Origin of the sequence: Pseudomonas putida, assembly GCF_002906855.1 — a bacterium.
GTDB classification, from domain to species: Bacteria; Pseudomonadota; Gammaproteobacteria; order Pseudomonadales; family Pseudomonadaceae; genus Aquipseudomonas; species Aquipseudomonas putida_N.
Genome location: NZ_MINI01000028.1, coordinates 103,461 through 124,706 on the forward strand (window position 1 = coordinate 103,461; position 21,246 = coordinate 124,706).

At 58.4% G+C, this 21,246-nt stretch carries 21 protein-coding genes, 1 tRNA gene and 2 pseudogenes; 8 read left to right on the forward strand and 16 right to left on the reverse strand.

Annotated features, from left to right (window positions below):
- Positions 1 to 14: 14 nt before the first annotated feature.
- From BGP85_RS00780 to BGP85_RS00800, 6 genes are all read right to left on the reverse strand, one after another.
- Positions 15 to 188 carry a DUF1289 domain-containing protein gene (locus BGP85_RS00780; RefSeq protein ID WP_028700060.1) on the reverse strand — a complete coding sequence of 58 codons (174 nt, stop codon included), beginning with the start codon at positions 186 to 188 and terminating at the stop codon, positions 15 to 17.
- Positions 189 to 256: 68 nt separating this feature from the next.
- Positions 257 to 1,213 (reverse strand): CDF family Co(II)/Ni(II) efflux transporter DmeF, encoded by a 957-nt coding sequence (gene dmeF / locus BGP85_RS00785; RefSeq protein WP_028700061.1) that lies wholly within the window; start codon positions 1,211 to 1,213, stop codon positions 257 to 259.
- Entirely contained in the window at positions 1,210 to 1,485 is a 276-nt protein-coding gene (locus BGP85_RS00790) for a metal/formaldehyde-sensitive transcriptional repressor (RefSeq protein WP_028700062.1), read from the reverse strand. The genes dmeF and BGP85_RS00790 overlap by 4 nt, the downstream gene beginning before the upstream one ends.
- A 170-nt stretch (positions 1,486 to 1,655) precedes the next feature.
- Positions 1,656 to 1,778, reverse strand: a complete 123-nt coding sequence (locus BGP85_RS29075) for a hypothetical protein (RefSeq protein ID WP_254912523.1) — start codon at positions 1,776 to 1,778, stop codon at positions 1,656 to 1,658.
- A 75-nt stretch (positions 1,779 to 1,853) separates the two neighbouring features.
- Complete coding sequence (locus tag BGP85_RS00795; protein ID WP_049277358.1) at positions 1,854 to 2,522, reverse strand: hypothetical protein; 669 nt, start codon at positions 2,520 to 2,522, stop codon at positions 1,854 to 1,856.
- Positions 2,523 to 2,534: 12 nt separating this feature from the next.
- Entirely contained in the window at positions 2,535 to 3,272 is a 738-nt protein-coding gene (locus BGP85_RS00800) for a HupE/UreJ family protein (protein ID WP_049277357.1), read from the reverse strand.
- Positions 3,273 to 3,785: 513 nt separating this feature from the next.
- On the opposite strand from BGP85_RS00800, the gene BGP85_RS00810 reads away from it, so the two are divergent.
- From BGP85_RS00810 to BGP85_RS00820, 3 genes and pseudogenes are all read left to right on the forward strand, one after another.
- The gene (locus BGP85_RS00810) at positions 3,786 to 4,103 is read left to right on the forward strand and encodes a metal-sensing transcriptional repressor (protein ID WP_028700065.1); all 318 of its coding nucleotides are present in this window, start codon (positions 3,786 to 3,788) and stop codon (positions 4,101 to 4,103) included.
- Between the two features lie 4 nt (positions 4,104 to 4,107).
- Positions 4,108 to 4,547: pseudogene (locus BGP85_RS00815) on the forward strand (YqaA family protein).
- Positions 4,544 to 5,278 carry a TraX family protein gene (locus BGP85_RS00820; protein WP_028700066.1) on the forward strand — a complete coding sequence of 245 codons (735 nt, stop codon included), beginning with the start codon at positions 4,544 to 4,546 and terminating at the stop codon, positions 5,276 to 5,278. Before BGP85_RS00815 ends, BGP85_RS00820 begins: the two are co-directional and overlap by 4 nt.
- Positions 5,279 to 5,350: 72 nt before the next feature.
- Here BGP85_RS00820 and BGP85_RS29490 read toward each other — a convergent pair whose 3' ends face one another.
- From BGP85_RS29490 to BGP85_RS00845, 5 genes are all read right to left on the reverse strand, one after another.
- A complete protein-coding gene (locus BGP85_RS29490) occupies positions 5,351 to 5,482 on the reverse strand; it encodes a YHYH domain-containing protein (protein WP_102667976.1) in 132 nt (43 codons plus the stop codon).
- Positions 5,483 to 5,823: 341 nt separating this feature from the next.
- On the reverse strand, positions 5,824 to 6,225 hold the full coding sequence (locus BGP85_RS00830) for a TetR family transcriptional regulator (RefSeq protein ID WP_226342988.1): 402 nt from the start codon (positions 6,223 to 6,225) through the stop codon (positions 5,824 to 5,826).
- Entirely contained in the window at positions 6,209 to 8,098 is a 1,890-nt protein-coding gene (locus tag BGP85_RS28625) for an integrase (RefSeq protein WP_131812210.1), read from the reverse strand. The genes BGP85_RS00830 and BGP85_RS28625 overlap by 17 nt, the downstream gene beginning before the upstream one ends.
- Positions 8,098 to 9,756, reverse strand: coding sequence for a hypothetical protein (locus tag BGP85_RS00840; protein ID WP_049275255.1), 1,659 nt, complete (start codon positions 9,754 to 9,756; stop codon positions 8,098 to 8,100). The genes BGP85_RS28625 and BGP85_RS00840 overlap by 1 nt, the downstream gene beginning before the upstream one ends.
- Positions 9,749 to 10,897 (reverse strand): tyrosine-type recombinase/integrase, encoded by a 1,149-nt coding sequence (locus BGP85_RS00845; protein WP_028700088.1) that lies wholly within the window; start codon positions 10,895 to 10,897, stop codon positions 9,749 to 9,751. Before BGP85_RS00845 ends, BGP85_RS00840 begins: the two co-directional genes overlap by 8 nt.
- Positions 10,898 to 11,001: 104 nt before the next feature.
- Between BGP85_RS00845 and BGP85_RS00850 the strand changes: the two are divergent.
- Positions 11,002 to 12,195 (forward strand): annotated as a pseudogene (locus tag BGP85_RS00850) (AMP-binding protein); the annotation flags it as partial.
- 114 nt (positions 12,196 to 12,309) lie between these two features.
- On the opposite strand, the gene zapE reads toward BGP85_RS00850, so the two are convergent.
- Together zapE and BGP85_RS00860 are read right to left on the reverse strand one after the other, a co-directional pair.
- Positions 12,310 to 13,398 (reverse strand): cell division protein ZapE, encoded by a 1,089-nt coding sequence (gene zapE, locus BGP85_RS00855; RefSeq protein ID WP_103448129.1) that lies wholly within the window; start codon positions 13,396 to 13,398, stop codon positions 12,310 to 12,312.
- Positions 13,399 to 13,504: 106 nt separating this feature from the next.
- Positions 13,505 to 13,747 (reverse strand): hypothetical protein, encoded by a 243-nt coding sequence (locus BGP85_RS00860; RefSeq protein ID WP_027593905.1) that lies wholly within the window; start codon positions 13,745 to 13,747, stop codon positions 13,505 to 13,507.
- Positions 13,748 to 14,017: 270 nt separating this feature from the next.
- Here BGP85_RS00860 and BGP85_RS00865 point away from each other — a divergent pair.
- Positions 14,018 to 14,092: transfer RNA gene (locus tag BGP85_RS00865), tRNA-Gln, on the forward strand.
- 152 nt (positions 14,093 to 14,244) lie between these two features.
- Here BGP85_RS00865 and BGP85_RS00870 read toward each other — a convergent pair.
- Genes BGP85_RS00870 through BGP85_RS00880 form a run of 3 tightly spaced genes read right to left on the reverse strand, consistent with a single transcriptional unit; the run spans position 14,245 to position 19,393 of the window.
- Positions 14,245 to 16,632, reverse strand: a complete 2,388-nt coding sequence (locus tag BGP85_RS00870) for a hybrid sensor histidine kinase/response regulator (protein ID WP_103448128.1) — start codon at positions 16,630 to 16,632, stop codon at positions 14,245 to 14,247.
- A 13-nt stretch (positions 16,633 to 16,645) separates the two neighbouring features.
- Positions 16,646 to 17,107 (reverse strand): response regulator, encoded by a 462-nt coding sequence (locus BGP85_RS00875; RefSeq protein ID WP_103448127.1) that lies wholly within the window; start codon positions 17,105 to 17,107, stop codon positions 16,646 to 16,648.
- Between the two features lie 15 nt (positions 17,108 to 17,122).
- Entirely contained in the window at positions 17,123 to 19,393 is a 2,271-nt protein-coding gene (locus tag BGP85_RS00880) for an ATP-binding protein (RefSeq protein WP_103448126.1), read from the reverse strand.
- A gap of 195 nt (positions 19,394 to 19,588) precedes the next feature.
- On the opposite strand from BGP85_RS00880, the gene BGP85_RS00885 reads away from it, so the two are divergent.
- From BGP85_RS00885 to BGP85_RS00895, 3 genes are read left to right on the forward strand one after another with little or no spacing between them, the layout of a single operon-like run.
- Positions 19,589 to 20,116, forward strand: coding sequence for a Csu type fimbrial protein (locus tag BGP85_RS00885; protein WP_103448125.1), 528 nt, complete (start codon positions 19,589 to 19,591; stop codon positions 20,114 to 20,116).
- 30 nt (positions 20,117 to 20,146) lie between these two features.
- On the forward strand, positions 20,147 to 20,683 hold the full coding sequence (locus BGP85_RS00890; protein WP_103448124.1) for a Csu type fimbrial protein: 537 nt from the start codon (positions 20,147 to 20,149) through the stop codon (positions 20,681 to 20,683).
- A 19-nt stretch (positions 20,684 to 20,702) separates the two neighbouring features.
- Positions 20,703 to 21,236 carry a Csu type fimbrial protein gene (locus BGP85_RS00895; protein WP_103448123.1) on the forward strand — a complete coding sequence of 178 codons (534 nt, stop codon included), beginning with the start codon at positions 20,703 to 20,705 and terminating at the stop codon, positions 21,234 to 21,236.
- The last annotated feature ends 10 nt before the right edge of the window (positions 21,237 to 21,246 follow it).

The window sequence follows — 21,246 nt, forward strand, 5'->3', positions numbered from 1 at the left end:
GCGCCTGGTCGGTGTTATTTCTTCAGTGCCTTCAGCCGCGCACTGGCTTTCTGTACGGCTGCCATCTTCTCCGGGCGTTTCATGCGTTTCCACTTGCGGATTTCGTCTTTCGATCGCCCGCAACTGACACAGAGATCACCTTTCAGCTGACAGAGTGAAATACAAGGATTCTCGATCGCTGAAGCCATTGTTGGGTTACCTGTGGCACTGGACTCTGATGCGAGCGTGCGGGCAGCAACTGCGACCCGCATCCACATCAGGCCTGATGGACTTCGACGGTCAGATGCCGTACTTCATGAACTGGTAGCAGTCGTTCACGAATGCTTGAGACGCTTGTTTGAGCGTGGCCAACAACACTGACGATCGCTGCGTGAGCGTCGGGCCCGACACGCCAGACATGCAGATCGCAGATGCGGACGTCACCCGGCTGCTCAATGAACTCGCGGATTTCCTGCGCCACGTGATCATCGGTTTTGTCCAAAAGAACACCGGCGGTCACTTTCATCAGGTTCCATGACCAACGACCAATTACAACAGCGCCTACGATACCCATCACCGGGTCGAGCCAGACCCAGCCCAGGAATTTGCCTGCCAGCAGGGCGACAATTGCCAGAACCGAGGTCAATGCATCGGCAAGGACATGTACATAGGCCGATCGTAGATTGTTATCGCCGCTGCTATGTCCGTGGCTGTGTCCATGATCGTGGTGATGGTGGTCATGAACGTGATCATGGTCGTGCCCGTGCCCGTGACCCAGCAGCAGCGCACTGACAATGTTCACCAGCAAGCCTACGACGGCGATAGCAATGGCCGTGCCGAACTGCACTTCATTCGGTTGGAACAAGCGGACGACCGACTCAGCACCGACTGCCAGGGCAACAAGCCCCAGGATCAGCGCCGAGGCAAACCCACCCAGGTCACCAACCTTCCCAGTACCAAAACTGAAACGTGAGTTGGTGGCGTGCCGCTTTGCGTATGCATACGCGGCTGCCGCGATACCGAGCGCACCGGCGTGCGTAGCCATATGGAAACCGTCGGCCAGTAGAGCCATCGATCCGGTGATGTAGCCGGCGGCAATTTCACCCATCATCATCACAACGGTCAGTAAGACCACCCAAAGCGTGCGCTTTGCATTCTCTTCGTGGGAGGCGCCAAGAAAAACATGGTCGTGGATGGTAGCTGTCGTGCTCATTGCTTGGGTGTCCGAGGTCATTTTGAGTAACGCTGAATGGCTTCCAGGAGTTCCTCCACTCCCTTGCTGCGCTCTTCGTCAGTGAGAGAAGGGGCAGCCACGTGCGCCCTGGCGTGATCTCTGATGATCTCGTCCAGTAGCCCATTCATCGCGCCACGCGTCGACGCCACCAGAAGGAGGGTTTTAGCGCAGTCCTCATCTTCCTGAAGCGCTTTTTCGATTGCTTGCACCTGTCCAGCAATGCGTTTGACGCGTTTGAGCAGCGCGTCCTTGTTCGATGCGAGATGGCCCATACCATACCCCCCCTATGTATATTGTCGCGAAGATTGTCATACCCCGCCCCCCTATGCAAGGGGCAGCAGTCAGCAGACGTTATTTGGAGGCGAACGGAGCGACTGACAGACCTGTCAACCGTTGTCCTGAGGTAGGTAAAAATTGAGCCATCCTTGGCTCTAGTTGGACGTCAGTCGTGAGCGTGACCATGGCCCGCGCTGTCGCCAGTGGCCTCAGGCTCGGCATCGCCGCATGCGACAAGCAGACCGAGAAGACCGATTACGGCGAGCGAACGTAGCAGTTTGATAGTCATGTCTTGAGTTCCACAGTGGTGCAATCAAAGGGGTCATGGGCTGAGACTCACTGCATATGAGTCTCAGCCAGAAGGTCATTTTTTGAGGTTGAGGTAGTCACCCGCCGTGTTCAGCACGATGGTTACGTTGCCCGAGGTACGGTTACGCCAGAACCAGCCATGGGTTCCTTCGAAGAGCGCAGTCAGCTCACCCGTGTCACCCTTGACCTGGCGACCTTTGCTATAGCTGTGGAAGTCGCCTTGAGCGGCGTTGTAGGTTTCACCATGGGTGTCATAGTTGACCGGCCCCGAAGCGCTCCATTTGTAGGCCACGATCGCGCCCTTGCGCATTTCGAGCTTGATCTCACGCCCTTCGCCAGGTTTCAGGGTCAGGCTGACCTCATCCTTTTTCGCTAACGGTTGTTCGGCCTGGCTGGCAGGCTCAACGGCGGCAACCTGTGGCACCGGAGCGGGAGCTACCGAAGGTATTGGTGCTGATGCCGCCACTGTTGAAGCCGGTGCAGGCGAAGGCACTTTGGCTGCAGCTTCATCGGCCAAGGCCTCCTGTGCGAGAGATATCTTGATCTCCCCCATTTGCGTGAGCCCCATGGCACGGCCCAGGCCAGTTGGATCGACGGCGTACTCCGAAGGCATGACCACGGTGACCAGAAGCCCCATCGCGACCGCGAAAGCGATGGCGGTGGATCGGATGAGCTGACGGCTGCTCGGCAGTTCGCTTGCCGAAGGAAGTGGAGAGTTGAACATTTTTCAGGATCCTCAGGCGGTAACGAACAGGCCGGTCAGCTGGTAACCCATCAGCAGGAAACCGGCACTCATCATGGCAACGTTGGCGGTGTAGGCGTGACGCCAGAAACCACCGGTTTTTCTCCAGTAGCCCATCACGATCAGGATGGCGCTCAGCGCGAGCAACTGACCAATCTCCACCCCGATATTGAAGGCAATGAGGTTCGGGATCAGGCCTTCGGCCGAGATTTCGTACTCCTGGATCTTTGTTGCCAGGCCAAAGCCATGCAGCAGGCCGAAGGCGAGCGTCGCGGCTTTGGTGTTCGGCTGGTAACCGAACCAGCGCTTGAAGGCCCCCAGGTTGTCCATCGCCTTGTAGACCACCGAGAAACCGATGATCGCGTCGATGATGTAGGAGCTGATGCTGATCTCAGTAAGCACGCCGAACAGCAGCGTGACCGAATGTCCAACGGCGAACAGCGTGACGTAGAGGCCCACGTCCTTGAGGCGGTAGAGGAAGAAGATTACGCCGAACAGAAACAGCAGGTGGTCGTAGCCCGTCATCATGTGCTTGGCGCCCATGTAGATGAACGGGATCAGCATGACCCCCGAGCTTTCCTGGATGAATCCCTTGTCGCCTTCCGCTACGGCGTGTGCCAATGCCTCCGGCATGCCGATGAGCAATGACACGGCGAACAGGAACAAAAGGAAGATGGGATGGCGTGCTCGCACGGCAAGCAAGCCCCCACCCGGTATCGAGTGTAAACGCATGGATCAATCCTTTTTTGCAATGATCGAGAGCCGCAAAGCGGCCAGGGTCAGGAAGCAAAAGCAGGACGAGGTGGGCGTTCGATTCGGAAGATTGGTGGGTGTGGTACCGATTCGCCTGACCAGGTCAATGGCATGGACGGGCCGAAGATAGGTGTCAGTTGCGTAGCAGAAGAGAGCTGAGGGGTCTCGTGCTGGTGGTCGGGCGTGAGCGGGGCGTGATAGTGGTCAGTGCAGTGCGTGCAGCTCCACGAAGCCTCGCCATGGTCATGCCCGTACTTCATGTTCACTGCCTCTTGGGCAGCGACTTGAGTCGGTACTGCCAACGAATAGGCGTGCCCCGTCCAGGCCAGCATAACGGCCATAGCCAAAGCCACGATCATGGCTGATGACAGGAAACGACGGGACATTCAGATGCCTATGACGCTGATTCAACAGCAACGCTGCACGTTTGACCTAACCCCCTGGGGGGGATAGCATCGCCAGCGTAATGTATCGACGACAGAGACTCAAGATATGTCCGATCACTCTCATGATCACCAGCACAATGATGGACAGGGCCATGCCCATCCTCACCAGAGCCATGAGGCGATCATCAAGCGCCTGAAGCGTGCAGACGGTCATCTGCGCAGCATCATTGCCATGATCGAGGACGGGCGGGAATGTGTAGACATTGCCCAGCAACTGCATGCGGTTGAAAAGGCCGTCTGCCAGGCCAAGCGCACGCTCATCCAAGACCATATCGACCACTGTCTTGAGGATTCGGTTACAGCCTTGAGCAAGGGCGATAGATCGGCCCTGGACGAATTCAAGCAAATTACCAAGTACCTGTAGAACTGTGTTCGAACTCACCAGCTACCTTGGGCTTTTTCTGGCGGCGTTCGCTGCGGCCACGTTGTTGCCGATGCAATCCGAAGCAGCACTGGTCGCGATGCTTGTGTCTGAGCACTACCTGCCCATGGCGCTCGTCGCGATGGCTACCGCCGGCAATGTCCTGGGTTCAGTGGTGAACTGGTTTTTGGGTCGAGGCGTCGAGCACTTCAAGCACAAGCGCTGGTTCCCGGTCAGTGAGGCGAAGCTGGTGAAGGCGCAGGCACTCTACCAGCATATGGATACTGGTCACTGCTAGTGAGTTGGGTACCCATCATCGGCGATCCGATTACGTTGGTGGCTGGGGTCATGCGCGAGCCGCTTTGGCGGTTCCTGTTACTGGTCACCCTGGCCAAGGGTGGGCGATACCTGCTGTTGTCACTCCTGGTGCTTGGGGGCATGCCATGACTTTCGATATTGCTCGCTCTGCGGCAGAGCGGCATACCGGGCAGGATCTGATCAAGTGGATTGCCTTGCTCACGATGGTGCTCGATCACATGCGATTGGCCTGGCCTGCGAGCAGCGATCTGTTTGTGCTCGGTCGGTTATCTTTTCCCCTGTTCTGTCTGGCAGTCGCGATCAACGTCTCACGCAATCAGCCAGGTGAGATATTCACTCGGAGCAATGGCCGGTATCTCGCCTCTTTGGTGGTGTTCGCCGCGCTTTCTGAAGTCCCTTACCGGCTGGTCAGCACCTCGGGCACCTTCAATGTCTTGGTCACGTTGGCGCTAGGGCTTCTGGTCGCTTGGGGAGTACAGCACCGGACGCTCGAAAGCCTGGTAATGGCTGGCGGTGCAATTCTGGCGGGTTATCTGCTGAGCGAGCCGCTGATGTACGGCTTCTACGGGGTGTTCGTGCCGGCGGCTCTGGTGCTTGCCATTAAGCGCCCCGAACTGTTCGCGCTACTGCCCGTCGCGCTTTGTGTAACCGTCAACTCTCGAACTGGCCTGTTCGAACAGGCGGCGCAGCTTGAGCCGTTCGCTGTCCTCGCGCTGCTGATCGCGGCTTTGGCGCCTTTACTCGGTTTGGCTCTATTCTGGGCCCGGTTGCCGTTCAAGATCTTGCCAGTCACACAGTGGAGCTATTGGTTCTACCCCGGCCACCTGTTAGCGATGCTGGGTATTCGCAACCTGCTTTAGACGCGGGGTTTGCTTTAAGGCTGGCATTCTCTGGGTCAAGAACGCCAGCTTTTAAAGAACCTACGCACTGCCTTAGTGGCAGTGGCGCTCGCCCGTTTTGTGATTGGTGTGGCAACCCTTGGAGTCGGTACCACCGCTGTGTGCGAAGGCGACTATCGAGGAGAACGAAAGGACGGCAGCAATCAAGAGGGGAACGATTTTCATCAGGCTACTCCATGCTCGGTGTTGTGGTGGCAAATTGCCTCGATGAGCTTATGGCTAAGTGCATCCTCATAACAATCGTAATTGCCATGAAGCCGATGAAAGGAATGACCGGTATGGGTCGAAAGCAGCCGGTCGCGACTGAACGCAATCGACCCAATGCGGCCAGTCAGTGCCTACAAAATCAGGTGCGATTCATATGCCGCTCCAATGAGCCTTAGAGCTGCGTCCGTGACGGGCCCGTGCCACTAGGGTAGGGATCACCTAGGGTCTCACATCGTGCCGGCTAGGCTAGCGGGATGCTGATTTTCTGTGGTTATCGTCTGAGCGGGTAGCTTGGGAACTCAACTCTTTCTAATGTCGACGATGTTCGAGTTACCCAGCTGGGCCTTCAGCTTTCGGTTTTCGAGGCCAAGCATTTCATTTAGCGATGCCAGTTTCGCTACCTGAAGACGAAGCTCTTTGATCTCTTCTCGGTAGTCCGCACTTTTCCTTCGCTCTTCCTTGAGCTGATCGTGCTTCACATCTCGCTGCATGCGACTAGATCTACCCTGGCGAAGGCGGATGTCTTCGGCAGCTTTAGGATAATGGTTGTGAATGAGTGCTGGCGAAATCCCTAGCTCGCGTGCCACGGCTGAGATGCTGACCTTTGTTTCCCCTGTTTTGGACCGACCTTTCTCGATCGCAGCCGCTGCAAGCAAAATCTCTTTCTCTCGGTCTTGGTGCGGCTTACGTGGCTTGTCCAAGGTTTGTCTCCACATCGATACCCAGATCACCGAGCACATCAGCATAACGCCTCAGGTCTCTATTAACCCGTATGATACCTGCCTCGCCGATGTCTTTGCAGTCTAGGAGAGTCTGTAGGTTACCGTACAGAGCTTGGTACATGGGGGCGTGTTCTTTGCCTATTACTGCGTTGTTACAACCTCCGCAGCGGCTTCGTTCGACCGTGTTGCCAACGCACCCGGTGTCATCGGCTGTACACCATGAATGGCCATTGCTTCGGATCGCAGTGCTCTCAGCAATCGATTTGATCATCGTGGAGTGGTCTTTAAAAATCGCCAGATTGAGGGGGTCACGCTGCCAGCCTTTCAGGCTTCGACCGTACCCGCCTCCGAGATTTTTTTCATCGAACCATTGCGAAACCACTCCCTCTTTAATCAATTGTTCCTCACTCTCCACCTCGAAAAGCAGGTCAAGATCAAAGTGTTGACCCCAAGTATCATCCATCGCGTATAACAGGGTCATGTCCATCGACCAGTGCTTGAAATGTTCTTTCAAATAGCGTAAGTCACCGAATTTGCTGTGCGCCGCATAGTTTGCGAATTTTCGACGGAACTGGTGCGTTGTTATTTCCCAGTTCAATCCCGCACTCTCAACAAACTCTTGAAGGCGAGTGTTCCACCCTGAATTGCCGAGGGAGCGGCATCCTTCTACACCCCCAGATTTGTTGGTTGCAAGAAACAACGCTTTAGCATGCTTAGCGGCAAGTGCTATTTCCGGATCGCGAGGATTGGCTTTGCGTCGTGCTGCAATCTCTATTGCGATCTTTTTTTGATAGGGTTCCGCCCACCGCTCCATTATTCGGATCGCTCGAACAGCAATAGGTGGTACCATCCAGTCGGAAGGTCCGGTATAGGTTTTTTCCGAAACAGTTCTCATCCAATGATAGATTTCGCCATCATCGCCTTCGGTTTTATGATGAGATCCGTTCTGAAGATTAGCTAACTCATGATTACGACATCCTGATGTCCCAGCGATAATGATATAGCAAGAAGTTCGAAGGTCGGTTATTTCTTTTCTTAAATCAAAAGGTTTGTGGGGGTATCCCAGCTTCAAAAGCGTTTTGTTTTTTAGTGTTCGTTGTTTTCCCTCGCTAATTGGCAAGTTATTTATCTTCTCCATTTCGTCTCTCAGGTTGAGCAAGTAATCAGATTTCTCTACCTGGTCATGTGCTTTTTCGAAAATCGCACAGAAAATATCGTCCGGAATCAGTGGTGTTAAGCTTTGTTGTTTGTGAGGGGCGTTTGCTCCAGTTCCATTAGCAAGAAATACGGCCGAAGAGTCTGGCCAAGGATGTTCGCTCAAGGGCGTTTTAGTATACTGGCTCAATTCATAAAGTGCCTCAACTGCAACGAAACGTTGTACAAGGGCCGATTTGCCGAGTGGTTTTTTCGTAATATCGCTGATCAAGCTTCTGCTTTCATGCACGAAGTTTCTGAATATGGGGTGTTGAAGTTTTTGGATGTCAGGTGTTCCTAGTCGTTCCAGATATTTAAAGAAAGGGTTCAGGGATACAACAAATCGGTGGGCTGAGCTTTCTTGAGCTTTGCGTCGGCTGTCCCGGCCGCGTGTTAAGTAGCAGAATGCAACTTCTTTTATTGTCCCTCGATAAGCTTCAGGATAGATTCCAAATTGAATCGAGGATGAGTATTTTCCTATGTTGGTTGGGGTGTTGTTAAAGTGCCAGGTGTCGTCGCCGAAGCGACTTAAAATAACTAACTCGCCGTCAATCACTACGGTGGATACTATTAGGCGGTTCTGGTAGTCAATCGAGGTTTTGCTGAAGTCTACTGGTTTGGGGGAAAATGTCTCGGCAGGGGGGGTAATAGATTTCATTATGCAATTACCTCTAGGGTGGGGATTGTATCAGCGCTCCAAAATGGATGAGGGTTTTTTTGAGCTAGAGCTTTAGCTTCATCAATCTGGCGCTGCTTGAAAATACCTCGGCGGAGGCCTTCCGCGATTACATAATTATCAATGAGCCTGGGTATGTGGGAGAGTTCCTTTTCCCAGCGGTGCTTTGAGATTTTATTACGCTCACTGTATATTCGAAAGTAAAAGCTGAAAAGTTTGTAGAGATCATTGGCGGTAATTACAAAGTGCCTACATCTTAAACAGTTAAGAAATGAAGTGCAGATCACTTGTTTCTCGTTCGGAGTCGGGGTGTTGCTATCATTGGAGCACTTCGCAACGGGAGTTTGGTGATAGGTGGCTCCAATTGTTTTTGTCAGCAATTCGTTCACCAGGATTTCCCCCATAAACCGCCATTTCTTTTTGCTTTCCAGTGATGCTGCCAAATAGTTAGTATCTGTTACCCTAGCGGTATTTCCTAATGCGCTTGCGACCCCATAAATATCACCGTCTAGAATTTCATAAACCCGGTTCGCAAATGTCTTCCTGAAACGGCTGATATTTAGTCTGAGGGGGTCGCCATTTGCGTCGGTTAGTCCATGCGTTGACACTAGCTTTGTGGTCGCCGAGCTTATTGATTGGGGGGAAAGCCGCTTGGCAGTGCCCACGGTTTGATATTCTTGGCTATGATACAACCAAATGCAGTCATCGAATTCTGGATGCTGATTGCGAAGTAAGGCAGTTCTGAAAATGACTTGCCGTATTAAACGCTCGACACTGAACCTAATTGAAGTCGTTGACTCCGTTCCTCCTTCGCCATCCTTGTTGCTTTGTAGAATCACTTTGCTCGTATTGTGTCCGCGGTTCTTCCAGAGAGATAGAAAATATGTATTATCTTTAGGGTGCGGCTTGAGGCAGTCGGAGGTCATCTCACGTAGCGGTGTCGTGTTTCGCCCTGTGTGAAACGCAACTACCAACAAACAATAGCTAATCAGATCGCTTGTGAGTGGTTGGTGAAGATCCCAAATCGGAAGAATTGCTGCTCGCAGTGCTTTAATGGCTGCTTTTTTTTCTTTGTTGGTGAGTGGTGTCTCGCCCTGCTGAAGTTTGTTGCTGTTCGGGAAGGGGTTTGTTGGAAAGGTCTTGTCTTTTCCATGAGTAACAAGCTCTATGATGCCACGGCGTCCCAGTGGTACCAATAAGCACTTGACATGAGCGTAGTGATTACGGTGAGAGGTGATGGCCCCTCCGTGGCTTGAGAGGTGGCGAATGAACTCATCGAGAAACTGGCGATTGATATCTTGTGGTGTGAGGATGCTGTTTAGGGCTGTTGCTCGTAGCGCCGCAAAATCAAGCATCCTCGTAATTGAGGTGTAGACTGAGCATACTGTATATACTTCCAGTTCCTTGTCTTGTTTGGCAAAAAAACGAAGAATTTGGACGTGGCAGATATAGGTGATTGCATCAATTTTTCCGCCGTACCATTCCGCAAAGCTGAGGCTTGCCCGTTGGAAGGTGTTTGGCGGTATTTCCACAATCGGATTAGCAATGAGTTCCTGAATGCTTGGGTTCTTGAATTTGACGCTACCGTCTATCTCAGGAATGGATATGTCGGTAGTGCTGAATTTCTTTTTTCTACCCATCGGCTGATCCTATTTCATTCAGTTCATCGTCATACTGGAGTACAGCATTGTCGACGTAGTCATTCGCAAGGTGCAAATAGATTCTGGTTGTTTCTATAGAGCTGTGGCCAAGTTGACTGCTCAGATAGATTAGTGGGTCTAGATCCTGTCGGGACCGCTGCAAAGAAATCAACGTGTGGGTGGCGTAAGTGTGTCGCAGCATGTGTGGGTGTACATCCAACCCTATTTTTTTTCCGATGTCACGCACAATTTTTTCTAACCCTTTTCCTTCATTGGCGTAAGGCTGGCCATTTTGGTTCAGAAACAGTCTTCCGCTGTCGCCGGCACTAAGTGAGCATCTTTCGCCGCGATGCTGAGTAATGTATTGGTCAACTTGAACTAGGAATTTTCGACTCACGTATACATTTCTAACTGTACCTCTTTTAGTTTTCATCCCAAGCCCGTCAGATGGATCAAGGCGGAGGAAAATATTTCGAGTTTTTCCCAGGTCGCGCAATGCTTTTTTGATGTAATCAATAGGGATGGTGGCAAGCTCCATCCGGCGGAGACCCGTGCGCAGCGCAAAGCTTACGAGCATTCGGTGGTGTACGTTTTGAATGGAGCTAATGAGTGCTTTGATCTGGTCTATAGTTAAATATTTTGGAAGGGTTTTAATCTTGCGGGGCATCGCATCGTTAGCATTTACCTTGTTGCCGCGCGCGTCAACGTGAGCGAAGAACCCGCTTCCGGTCTTTGCGGATTTAACTTCGAAGTCATGGGGTAGGTTTGAAATCCATTTCCTGTTAAACGCATATTCATAGAATTTACATATGTAGTGCATTCGGTGTCTGACCGTGTTTCTCCCGTGATTGTGCTCAGTGAAGCAATAATCGCGATACGCGCTTAGTAGTGTCTTGGATTCCTCTCTATCGACGTCCCACCAGTCTAGATTGTGGGCCTGTAAAAATGAGAAGAAGTCGTAAAGAGCCTGGCCAGCTGCATTCAATGAATCACCTGAGGTAATTTCTGCTCGTGAAAGATGACTTCTGTAAAAGTCATTTACAGGGGTGCAGCTCTCCATCGTGTCCCATAGGAGAATTGGCATCCCGGCTACGGGACGGCCTGAGAGCTGATAATCCTCGGTTGCCCAGATCAGGTGCATGAGTAGGTCCTTTCGAGAGCAGATTTCGCGGGGGGCGGCTGGGGCTAGCCAGCTGAATGGGTGGGAATGAGGAGATGCTAGCACTTCACCTAACAGATGGTACGCCCCATAACATCATGTATACCTCCGGCACCACCGGCAAACCCAAGGGCATCGTCCGCGAAAATGGTGGCAACGCGGTCGCGCTGTGCTACGCGATGCGTCATATCTACGGCATGCAGGCCGGGGATGTGTGGTGGGGCATTTCCGATGTCGGCTGGGTGGTCGGCCATTCGCTGATCGTCTACGGGCCGCTGATGAACGGCTGCACCACGGTGTTCTATGAGGGCAAGCCAATCCGCACACCGGATGCCTCGGCGTACTGGCGGGTGGTCGCGCAGTACCAGGTCAATGCCTTGTTCTGCGCACCGACCGCCATGCGTGCGATCCGCAAGGAAGACCCGGAGGGCGAACTGATCCGCAAGCATGACTTGAGCTCGCTGCGCCAACTGTTCCTGGCTGGGGAAAAGCTCGATTCCAGCACCCATGAGTGGCTGGAACGGGTCACCGGCAAACCGGTGCACGACCACTGGTGGCAGACTGAGACCGGCTGGCCAGTGACCGCGCCTTGCGTGGGGCTGGAGGGCAGTGCGGCGCGGCCGGGATCGAGTAACCGCGCGGTGCCGGGTTATCACGTGCGCGTGCTGGATGATGAAGGGCATTTGCTGGGCCCTGATCAGCAAGGCTCCATCGTCATCGCCCTGCCGCTGCCGCCCGGGTGCAGCCAGACCCTGTGGGGCGACCATGATCGCTACCTGCAGGCATATCTGCAGACCTACCCGGGTTACTACCACACCGGGGACGGCGGCTACCTGGATGAAGAGGGCTTCGTCTACATCATGGGCCGCACCGACGACGTGATAAATGTCTCCGGGCATCGGCTGTCCACGGGTGAGATGGAAGACCTGGTCGCCCGCCACCCGGCGGTGGCCGAGTGCGCGGTAATCGGTGTGCATGACGAGATCAAGGGCCAGGTGCCGCTGGCGCTGGTGGTGCTCAAGGATGGCGAGGGCATTGCCGAAGCACAGTTGCTGGTGGAGCTGGTGGGCAGCGTACGTGAGGAAATTGGCGCGCTGGCGTGTTTCAACCGGGTACGGCTGGTGAAGCGCTTGCCCAAGACGCGGTCGGGGAAAATCCTGCGGGCGGTGCTGCGCAAGATTGCCGATGGGCAGGCTTATGTGCCGCCTTCGACCCTGGATGACCCGGCGGTGCTGGGGGAGATCGAGGCGGTGCTGGCGGATTTGCCACGGGCTGGCTGATGCGGTGACCTCTCTGGCCTCTTCGCGGGGCAAGCCCGCTCCTACAGGTACAGCACATGCCGTGAGAACGGTGGTGTACTTGTAGGAGCGGGCTTGCCCCGCGAAGAGGCCGGGTCAGGCAATAAAGCTTTCGGGTCCAGCCTGATGCAGTTGCCCTAATCGGCTCCGTGTCCGCATCAGGTCAGCCAGCGGCCCGCCAAGGCTTTCTTCCAGTGGCCGCTTGCCGATCACGGTCACCTGCCGATCCTGGTCATACAGCACATCCACCAGGTTGACGAAGCGCTGCTGCGCCGCCAGCGAACACTCCGACAGATCATCCAGCCCATCGATGATCCACTCGTCGTACTGGCCGGCCAGCACCAGGTAGTCGATGACTGCGGTGGCCTTCTCGCACAAGTCGTCAAAGGCCAGCACCACCCGCCGGCCATCGATGGCCAAGGCGCGCAGCGGGCGTTTGTTCACCTCCAGCATCACCGGTTGCTCCTCCGGCACCTTCAGCGCCTGGCGCTGCGCCGCGTCCCCCGGCCACACATAGTGCCCTTGGGTGAAGCGCTGGTGCTCGCGGTTGGCCGGCAGCCTGCGAAAATCCGTATCGCCACCGACTTCGAGCACTTCCATCGAGCTGTTGATCAGGCGGATCACCGGCAGGAAGCGCTCGTGGTACAGCGGGTTGGGCAGCAGCCCTTCAGGTGCGTAATTGGAGGTCACCAGCAGGAAGATGCCGCGGGCGAACAGGGCATTGAACAGCCGGGTCAGCAGCATGGCATCGCCGATGTCATGCACGTGGAATTCATCGAAACACAGCACCTGGCAGTCGCCCAGCAGCTGGTCCAGAGTGGCGCCCAATGCATCGTCCAGCAGGCGGTGCTGGTGCATACCCTGATGCAGGCGGGCAAAAAAATCGTGGAAGTGCAGGCGCCTTTTGGCCTCGACCGGCAAGGCCTGGAAGAAGCCATCGAGCAGCCAGCTCTTGCCACGGCCGACCGAGCCATGCAGATAGAGGCTGCGAGGTTGGCCTCCCTCCAGCAGCTGCGCAAGTTGCCTGGCCATGCTGTCGATGACCCGGCGTTGGCCATCGCTGAGCTGGTAGCCGCGGCTGGCGGCCTTGTCTTCGAACCAGCTGAGCAGCTCGCTCTGTTGAGGTGCGACAGTGCGCAGGCGCTGGCTGAGCTGGCGCAGCGGGGCAGGGATCCAGGCGGACAAGGCAAAGCCTCCTTGGGCAAATGCGGAGCTGCGCGCAGCTTGCCCGAGGCGAGCGATTTTGACCAATACAAAAAGTGCCAGGCATCTATCGCCTGGCACGATGTTTTCAGGCCTTGCGCTCCAGTTGGCGCTCGATCATGTACTTCACGGTCAAGCGGCGTTCTTTCAGATGGCGCAGGTCTTCGTCGACAAAGTTGCCGGCCGAGATCGATTCGGCGGCCAGCACCTGGTTGTCGATGTCCATGTACTCGTCGAGCAGGCGGTCCAGGGCCTTGTCCTGCTGGCGCCGCTGCTGAACGATTTCGCGCGGATAGTGCAGGTCCTGGTAGAGGTCGTGGGATACGGGCATGGGGTCCTCCTTGGTCAATGCAGTTCGCTTATCTGGTTGGAAGGGAGGAATGCGATTGTGTTGAAGCGAGGCGGTGGAAAAACGACGGGTGGTTGCCCTGCCGGGCCATGAAAACGGCTCGGAAGCACTAACTTGCTGTTTTAAAGCATTTTTTTTCACGTTGGGGGTTTACAGGGAAAATCTATGTGTTAAAGTGCCGCGCATTCCAAGACAACAACCCAGTTGTCACTCAGTTGGAATTGTCAGAGCAGCATCAGCTGCATCCGATACAGGGGCGTCGCCAAGCGGTAAGGCAGCAGGTTTTGATCCTGCCATGCGTTGGTTCGAATCCAGCCGCCCCTGCCATTTTCTCTCTTCATAAATACCTATTCCTGATTCAGTGCAGATGACAATCGGCGCTGGGTTTTGCCGTTTCTGTCTCCTGCACCGGCCTATTCACGGCGGTTCGGCGCGCCGATAAAACCGCTCCCACAGGAGTGGAGCGGGCAAGGGTAGGTCTATCCGGCCACCCGCAGCAGTTCATTCAGCACCCTGGCCAGCTCATCTGCCTGCACGGGCTTCTGCATCACCAGGCTCCCTGGCACTTCCAGCCCTTCCAGCTCCGCATACCCGGTCAGGAACACCACCGGCAACTGCGGGTAGCGGTCGCGCGCCGCCAGGGCCAGTTGCCCGCCGTTGAATTCGGGCATGGCAAAGTCCGTCAGCAGCAGGTCGATGTCGTCGTCCAGCAGGGCCAGCGCCTGCTCCCCGCTGTGCGCCTGGCGCACCTGGTAGCCATACTGGCGCAGCACGTCGCCGAGCATGTCGCGTACCAGGTGATCGTCATCCACCAGCAGCACCGTGTGGTCATGGCCACTGTCATCGCTCGGCAGGGCGGCTGTCGGCGCTACAGGATCGATGGCCATCTCCTGCTTCACCGCCGGCAGATACACCGCCACCTGGGTGCCATGGCCAGGCTCGGTATCGATGCGCACACCGCCGCCGGATTGCTTGGCAAAGCCGAACACCTGGGCCAGGCCCAAGCCGGAGCCTTTGCCGATGTCCTTGGTGGTGAAGAACGGCTCGAATACCTTGGCCAGCACCTCATCGTTCATGCCGCAGCCGGTGTCACGGATGCTCAGCATCACGTACTCGCCGGGCTCGGGATCTTCCGGGCGTTGCGGCCGGGCCTTGATGCGGGTGTTGCGGGTCGACAGGGTCAACTGGCCGCCTTCGGGCATGGCGTCGCGGGCGTTGATGGCCAGGTTGAGGATGATCATCTCGGTCTGGGTCGGATCGGTCAGCGCCTGCCACAGGCCGTGGTCCAGGTCCAGGCGCACCAGGATGTTGCCGCCGAGGGTGCGGCGCAACAGTTCTTCCAGGCCGGTGAGGGTGCGGTTCAGGTTCAGTGGCACCGGCTCCAGGCGCTGGCGGCGGGAGAAGGCGAGCAATTGCGAGGTCAGCTTGGCGCCGCGCTCACCGGCTTCGCGGATATGCGTCAGGCGGCTGCGGGCCTTCTCCAGGTTACCCTTGGCCAGGTCGCGTTCAAGGAAGCTGGCGCCGGTGAGGATGACCGTGAGCAGGTTGTTGAAATCGTGGGCGACTCCGGCGGTGAGCTGGCCGACGGCCTCCAGCCGCTGCATCTGCTGCAGCGCCGCCTCGATGCGTTCGCGCTCGGTGATCTGTTCGCGCAGGCGGGTGTTGGCCTCGGCCAGGCCCAGGGCCGTTTCGCGCTCGCTAGTGATGTCCCGTGCCACCACGTAGAGCAAGGTGTCTTCCGGCACCACCACCCAGGACAACCAGCGCAACTGACCACCGGCATGCTGGATGCGGCCGACGAAGCGGGCGCTGGTACGGCCATGGGCGAGGGCCGCCAGCTCGGTGAGCAACGCCTCCTGATCCACTTCGGGCAGCAGGTGCAGCAGCGAGGTCTGGCTCAGGCGCTCGCGGGAGAAGCCCAGGCTGGCTTCCCAGGCCGGGTTGAGGGCCACCGGGGTCAGGTCCTTGTTGAGCACCGCGAGCAAGTCCTGGGACAGCTCCCAGGCACGGTCCCGCTCACGGGTGCGGCGCTCGACCCGTTCGCCGAGCATTTCGTTGAGCTGCCTGAGCGCCTGGGTCGCCTGGCGCTGGGTATGGATGTCCTGCAGTACCCCGGAAAACCGCGTGCACTGGCCGTCGACGAACTGGCACTGGCCGCTGCTGAGCAGCCAGCGCGGCTCCAGGCCGTTGGGTTGGGCAATGCGGAACTCGACCCGGTACAGCCCGTCGCTGTCCGGGCGCATGGCCTGCTCGACGGCTTCGCGGACCTTGGCCTGGTCGTCGGGGTAGATGCCGGCATAGAACACCTGCAGGCTCATCTCGGTCTCGACCGGCAAGCCGAACAGGGTCTTGCAACGGTCGTCCCAGACCAACTGGCCCTGTTGCGGCCGGAAGTCCCAGGTGCCCATGCCGGCGGCATCGATGGCGATGCGCGCGCGGGCCTCGACATCGGCCAGGGCTTCTTCCGCGCGGCGCCGGCGCTGGCGCTCCTGCACTTCGGTTAGGGCGCGGCGCACGGCCTTGGGCAGCAGCGGCAGGTTTTTCTTCAACACATAATCGGTGGCGCCCAGGCGGACCATTTCCACCGCATGTTCTTCACCGTAGATGCCCGAAAGAAAGATGAATGGCGTGTCGGGCGCCAGGCGCTGGGCAATGGCCAGCACCTCGGTGCCGGAAGAACCCGGCAGCACGCAGTCGCAAAGAATCAGGTCGAAGCTGGCCTGGTGCAGCGCGTGCTCGACGCCGACATGGTCGAACACCAGCCGTGATTGCACCTGCAACCCGCTGCGCTCCAGGCGCATCAGGGTCAGCTCGGCATCCATCGAGCTGTCTTCGACCATCAACAATTTGAGCGGTGTCGGCAACATCTTCGCGGGGGCCTCAGTTGCTGGCGCGACGGTTAAGGCGCAGCGAGCCGGGAGGTGGCTCGTTGAGTACTGCCCAGAATACCCCCAGGTCGGAAATCGCCGCGACGAACTCCTTGAACTCCACGGGCTTGACCACGTAGGCATTGACCCCCAGCTCATAGGCGCGCAGCAGGTCGGGCTCTTCGCGGGAAGAGGTCAGCATCACCGTCGGGATGCTGCGCAGCTCCGCAGTGGCGCGGACTTCCTTGAGCACTTCCAGGCCATCGACCTTGGGCAGTTTCAGGTCCAGCAACAGCACCGCCGGGTTGCCATCGTCGCGATTGGCGTAAGTATTGCGCCGCAGCAGGTAGTCGAGGGCTTCAGCGCCGTCGCGCAGGACGATGACCTCGTTGGCCAGCTGGCTGCGCTCCAGCGCCAGCAGCGTCAGCTCCAGGTCCCGGGGGTTATCTTCGACCAGCAGGATGGGCTTGAGCATGGTGATACGGGTACCTCAGTTGGTTGCGGGTTGACGGGGCAGGGTGAAGTGGAAGCTGGCGCCCTGGTCGACCTGGCCTTCGGCCCAGACTCGCCCATCATGGCGCTCGATGATCCGCCGCACGCTGGCCAGGCCGATGCCGGTGCCTTCGAAGTCTTCCATGCGGTGCAGGCGCTGGAAAACCCCGAACAGCTTGTTGGCGTAGGCCATGTCGAAGCCTACACCATTGTCACGGATATACACTTCGGTCTCACCCCGGTGCTGGCGGGCGCGGATCGCGATGTGGGCGGGTTCACGGCCACGGGTGTATTTGATAGCGTTGGCGATCAGGTTGTGCAAGGCCATGTTGATGAACGCCGGGTCGGCGATCACCTTGGGCAGTGGCGCGATGTCCCAGACGATGTCGCGGCCTTCATAATCGGGGGCCAGTTCTTGGCGAATGCTGTCGACCAATGTGTTCAGGTCGACATCCGACAGGCGCAACGCCGAGCGGCCCATCTGCGAGAAATTGAGCAGGTTGTCGACCAGGCTGCCGGCGAAGTGCGCGGCTTCATCGATGTGCTGCAGGAAGCGCTTGCCGCGTTCGCTAAGGCCCTGGCCCTCGATTTCACCGAGCAGCTCGGTGTAGCCGGCGATATGGCGCAACGGGGCGCGCAGGTCGTGGGACACGCTGTAGGAGAAGGCTTCGAGTTCCTTGTTCGAGCGGCGCAGCTCGTTGGCCAGCTGCGCCAGCTCCTCGGCCTTGCGCAGCACGATCCCCAGCACTGCCGTGCGCAGTTCGAGCACGGCTTCGATCACCAGCGAGTCCCAGGGTTGGCAGTAGCCGCTGATCTGTTCCTGCCAGCGATCGAAGCTGTTTCGCGGGTTGAGCGCACCCTGGGCGCCGATCTGTTTGTCGGGGCGCCCGGCCCAGTCGACCGTGCGCACCTGCTCGGGGCGGAACCACAACAGGTAGTGCGAGTGAATCTGCGAGATGGCCACTGCCAGCACGCCGCCGGCATGGGCAGCCAGCTCTGGCAGCTCATCGATGTCTCGGCGCAGGTTGTCGCTGTGGAACACTGCCTCCTCGCCGCGTTGCTCCAGCCAGTGCACCAGGCCCGTGACTTGCGCCGCAGGCGGGGTCTGGCCGATCAGGTCGCAGCGCTCGGCAGAGATGACCGCCGCGCCACTGGCCCCGGCGAACGCCAGCAGCACCTCGGGCAAGTCGCGCAGGCCCTCGCTGACGCTGTCGTGGTCGGCCATCGACGAGATCATGCGCACGATGTGCTGGCGCAGGTCGAGCAACTGGCGGGTCCTGGCGTGCGACAGGCGGGTCTCGATCTGCAGCGACAGCACGCTGGCCAGCAGTTCGCAGGCGGTGCGGGTGCGGAACTCGACCACGCGCGGCTGGGCGTGGTGGCAGGAGATCAGGCCCCAGAGCTGGCCATCGACCACGATCGACAGCGACATCGACGCCAGGGTGCCCATGTTGCGCATGTACTGCAGGTGCACCGGTGACACGCTGCGCAGGGCGGCGAAACTCATGTCCAGGGGCTTGCCGGTGCGCGGGTTGATGGCGGGCACTAGGGGTGAAGCCTGATAGTTGGCATCTTCGATCACGCGGATGCGGTTGACGCGGTACAAGTCGCGGGCCTGGCGCGGGATGTCCGCAGCGGGAAAGCGCAGGCCGAGGTAGCTCGGGTAACCGACGTCGGCCTGCTCGGCGAGCACTTCGCCATTGCCCTCGGCGTCGAAGCGGTAGGCCTTGACCCGGCCGAAGCCGGTGATGCGCTTGACCTGCACCACGCACTGCTGAAGCAACTCTTCGAGGCTGTCGGCATTGTGCAGGCTGCTGACGAATCCCCGCACCAGCGGGTAATAGTCGCCCTGGTCGGCCAGGTCTGCAGGCTGGCGGAAGGGCTCGAACTCGGCGAACAGCACCTGGTCGTGGCGGTGCGTCAGCAGGCGCAGCGTGTCTGTGCAGGGTGCCCCTTGGCGCAAGCGTAGATCACCGATATGAAACGGGAAGGCCTCGTCGTTGGGCAGCCGTTCGAGCCTGGCGCGCAGGTCGAAGCTTTCGCTGACCACGTCGGCGAAGGTGCAGCCCACCAACTCACGTGCTGGCAGGCCCAGCCACTGCTCGACGTTCTCGCTGGCCTGGAGGATGCGCAGGTCGTGCTCATCCAGCACCAGCAGAAAGCCGTGCGGCCGGATGCCGCCGGGTATCTGGATCGGCTCCTCGGCGCAACGCTCCACGGCGGCGGCGAGCGCGTTGTCTGCAGTCGTCAATGGAAAGGCTCCTGTGATGTTCGTCCATGCGTGCCGCGTTAGCGGCCCATGGCCATTGGAGGCATAGGATGCCCAAGGGTTCGACTTGGCGGGGAAATTTCTGCCCGTTTCGCTAGGGCTTTGTCGTTAACACAAAAGAATGGCACCCCGCCATCACGATTCGGCCACCTGCTGCTACGCTCAAAAGTACGGTAGAAGAACAAGGATCACCCAGTGACGGAACGCTTTCTGGCCGTGCTGTTGGGCCTGTTTTTGAGCGGCATTGCCGGGGCGGCGGACTTCCTCGTGGAAGTGCGGGTCCTGGTAGAGCGTGGCTGCATGCTGACCCACCAACAGCGTGATGCGGATGCACAGGCCCTGGGCGTGATCGACCTGGGCACTGCCGCACGCCTGGATGGGCCCGGCGGGCCATTGAGTGGTGTGCTGATCAACCAGCGCCCACCGCGCCTCGAGTGTAACCCCGACACGCCTTACCAGGTGCGGGTCGACGGCGGCCAGCACGGCGGCGTCGGCGAACTGCGGTTTCTTGGCAGCGACGATGGCAAGGCCAGGCCGATCCCGTATCGGCTGTACCGCGATGCTGCCTGGCGCGAGCCGGTTGTCGTCGGTGTGGCCCATGCCGCACGGGTACCGGACAGCGGTTCGGTTGTGCTGCCCCTTTACGCCCGGATCGACAAACTGGCCTGGGTGCCACGCGCGGGGCAGTACGCCGACCTGCTCAAAATCACGGTCACCTGGTAGCGAGGCCGCCATGCACAAGGACGTCACGCCATGAACCGCACATCGATCCTGTTGCTCAGCCTTGGCCCGCTGCTGCTGCCCAGCGGCGCAGTGCATGGCACCACCACCGGTTTCATCCAGGCGCGCCTGGTGATAAGCGCCGCCTGCCAGATCAACAGCGGCGACCAGCCGCCTGCCACCCTCGGCAACCCTGGCCTGATGGATTTCGGCCAGCGTGGCCCGAACTGGGACACGCCGCTGCGCAGCCGGGTCGACGAGGCGAGTGGCGAGGGTAGTTTGCAGATCAGCTGCACGCCCGAGGTCAGGGCGTTCAATGTGCGCATCAATGGCGGCCTGAATGGCGACGATGGCGTGCGCCGGCTCAGCAACGGCCGTGAAATGATCCCCTACCAACTGGCGGTCGACCCAGGTGGCAATAACCGCTACGGCATCGGCCAGGCCCGAGCCTTCACCATCAGCAGTTCCGAGCAGGTTCCTATTCCCATCTACGGTGTGGTGGTGGCGCAACCGCGTGCGCTGCCGGCCGGGCTGTACCGTGACACCCTGAGAGTGACTTTGGACTGGTAAACGACGCAAGGAGACTCCGATGCGAACGACTTTCACCCGTTGCATGCTCGCCGGCCTCGGCCTGGCCATGGCAGCTCACACCCAGGCCGCCACGGTGACCGGGACCATCACCTCGACCTTGACCCTGACCTCGGCATGCCAGGTCAATGGCGCTGGCGGCACCTCAGGGTTGAACTTCGGTGCCCTGAACTTCGGCACCCAGGAAGCCCTGTTCACCACGGCCAACGCCCAGGTGCTGGGTGGCGGCGGTGGCGCCATGAGCATCCTCTGCTCGGCCGGCACGGTACCGGCGATCCGCGTGCGTGCTGGGTCCCATGACGGCCAGTCGACTGGCGGTACGCGTGCGCTGGCCGACGGCGCCGGCAATTTCGTGCCCTACGACTTCTACACCGATGCCGGGCGCACTACGTTGCTGGCCATCGACGGCACCATCACCTTGCCGACCAGCACCGGCGTGGCGCAGACCGTCAACCTGTATGGCCAGGCGCGCGGCAAGGCCGGCCTGCCGGCAGGGACGTACACCGACACGGTGGCGGTCGAGCTGTCGTTCTGAGCCCGGTTCG

Bases quoted from the DNA above. Each gene is read 5' to 3' on its own strand.
- BGP85_RS00780 (WP_028700060.1), bottom strand. From the start codon at position 188: ATGGCTTCAGCGATCGAGAATCCTTGTATTTCACTCTGTCAGCTGAAA.
- dmeF (WP_028700061.1), bottom strand. From the start codon at position 1,213: ATGACCTCGGACACCCAAGCAATGAGCACGACAGCTACCATCCACGAC.
- BGP85_RS00790 (WP_028700062.1), bottom strand. From the start codon at position 1,485: ATGGGCCATCTCGCATCGAACAAGGACGCGCTGCTCAAACGCGTCAAA.
- BGP85_RS29075 (WP_254912523.1), bottom strand. From the start codon at position 1,778: ATGACTATCAAACTGCTACGTTCGCTCGCCGTAATCGGTCTTCTCGGT.
- BGP85_RS00795 (WP_049277358.1), bottom strand. From the start codon at position 2,522: ATGTTCAACTCTCCACTTCCTTCGGCAAGCGAACTGCCGAGCAGCCGT.
- BGP85_RS00800 (WP_049277357.1), bottom strand. From the start codon at position 3,272: ATGCGTTTACACTCGATACCGGGTGGGGGCTTGCTTGCCGTGCGAGCA.
- BGP85_RS00810 (WP_028700065.1), top strand. From the start codon at position 3,786: ATGTCCGATCACTCTCATGATCACCAGCACAATGATGGACAGGGCCAT.
- BGP85_RS00820 (WP_028700066.1), top strand. From the start codon at position 4,544: ATGACTTTCGATATTGCTCGCTCTGCGGCAGAGCGGCATACCGGGCAG.
- BGP85_RS29490 (WP_102667976.1), bottom strand. From the start codon at position 5,482: ATGAAAATCGTTCCCCTCTTGATTGCTGCCGTCCTTTCGTTCTCCTCG.
- BGP85_RS28625 (WP_131812210.1), bottom strand. From the start codon at position 8,098: ATGAAATCTATTACCCCCCCTGCCGAGACATTTTCCCCCAAACCAGTA.
- BGP85_RS00840 (WP_049275255.1), bottom strand. From the start codon at position 9,756: ATGGGTAGAAAAAAGAAATTCAGCACTACCGACATATCCATTCCTGAG.
- BGP85_RS00845 (WP_028700088.1), bottom strand. From the start codon at position 10,897: ATGCACCTGATCTGGGCAACCGAGGATTATCAGCTCTCAGGCCGTCCC.
- BGP85_RS00860 (WP_027593905.1), bottom strand. From the start codon at position 13,747: ATGCCCGTATCCCACGACCTCTACCAGGACCTGCACTATCCGCGCGAA.
- BGP85_RS00870 (WP_103448128.1), bottom strand. From the start codon at position 16,632: ATGTTGCCGACACCGCTCAAATTGTTGATGGTCGAAGACAGCTCGATG.
- BGP85_RS00875 (WP_103448127.1), bottom strand. From the start codon at position 17,107: ATGCTCAAGCCCATCCTGCTGGTCGAAGATAACCCCCGGGACCTGGAG.
- BGP85_RS00890 (WP_103448124.1), top strand. From the start codon at position 20,147: ATGAACCGCACATCGATCCTGTTGCTCAGCCTTGGCCCGCTGCTGCTG.
- BGP85_RS00895 (WP_103448123.1), top strand. From the start codon at position 20,703: ATGCGAACGACTTTCACCCGTTGCATGCTCGCCGGCCTCGGCCTGGCC.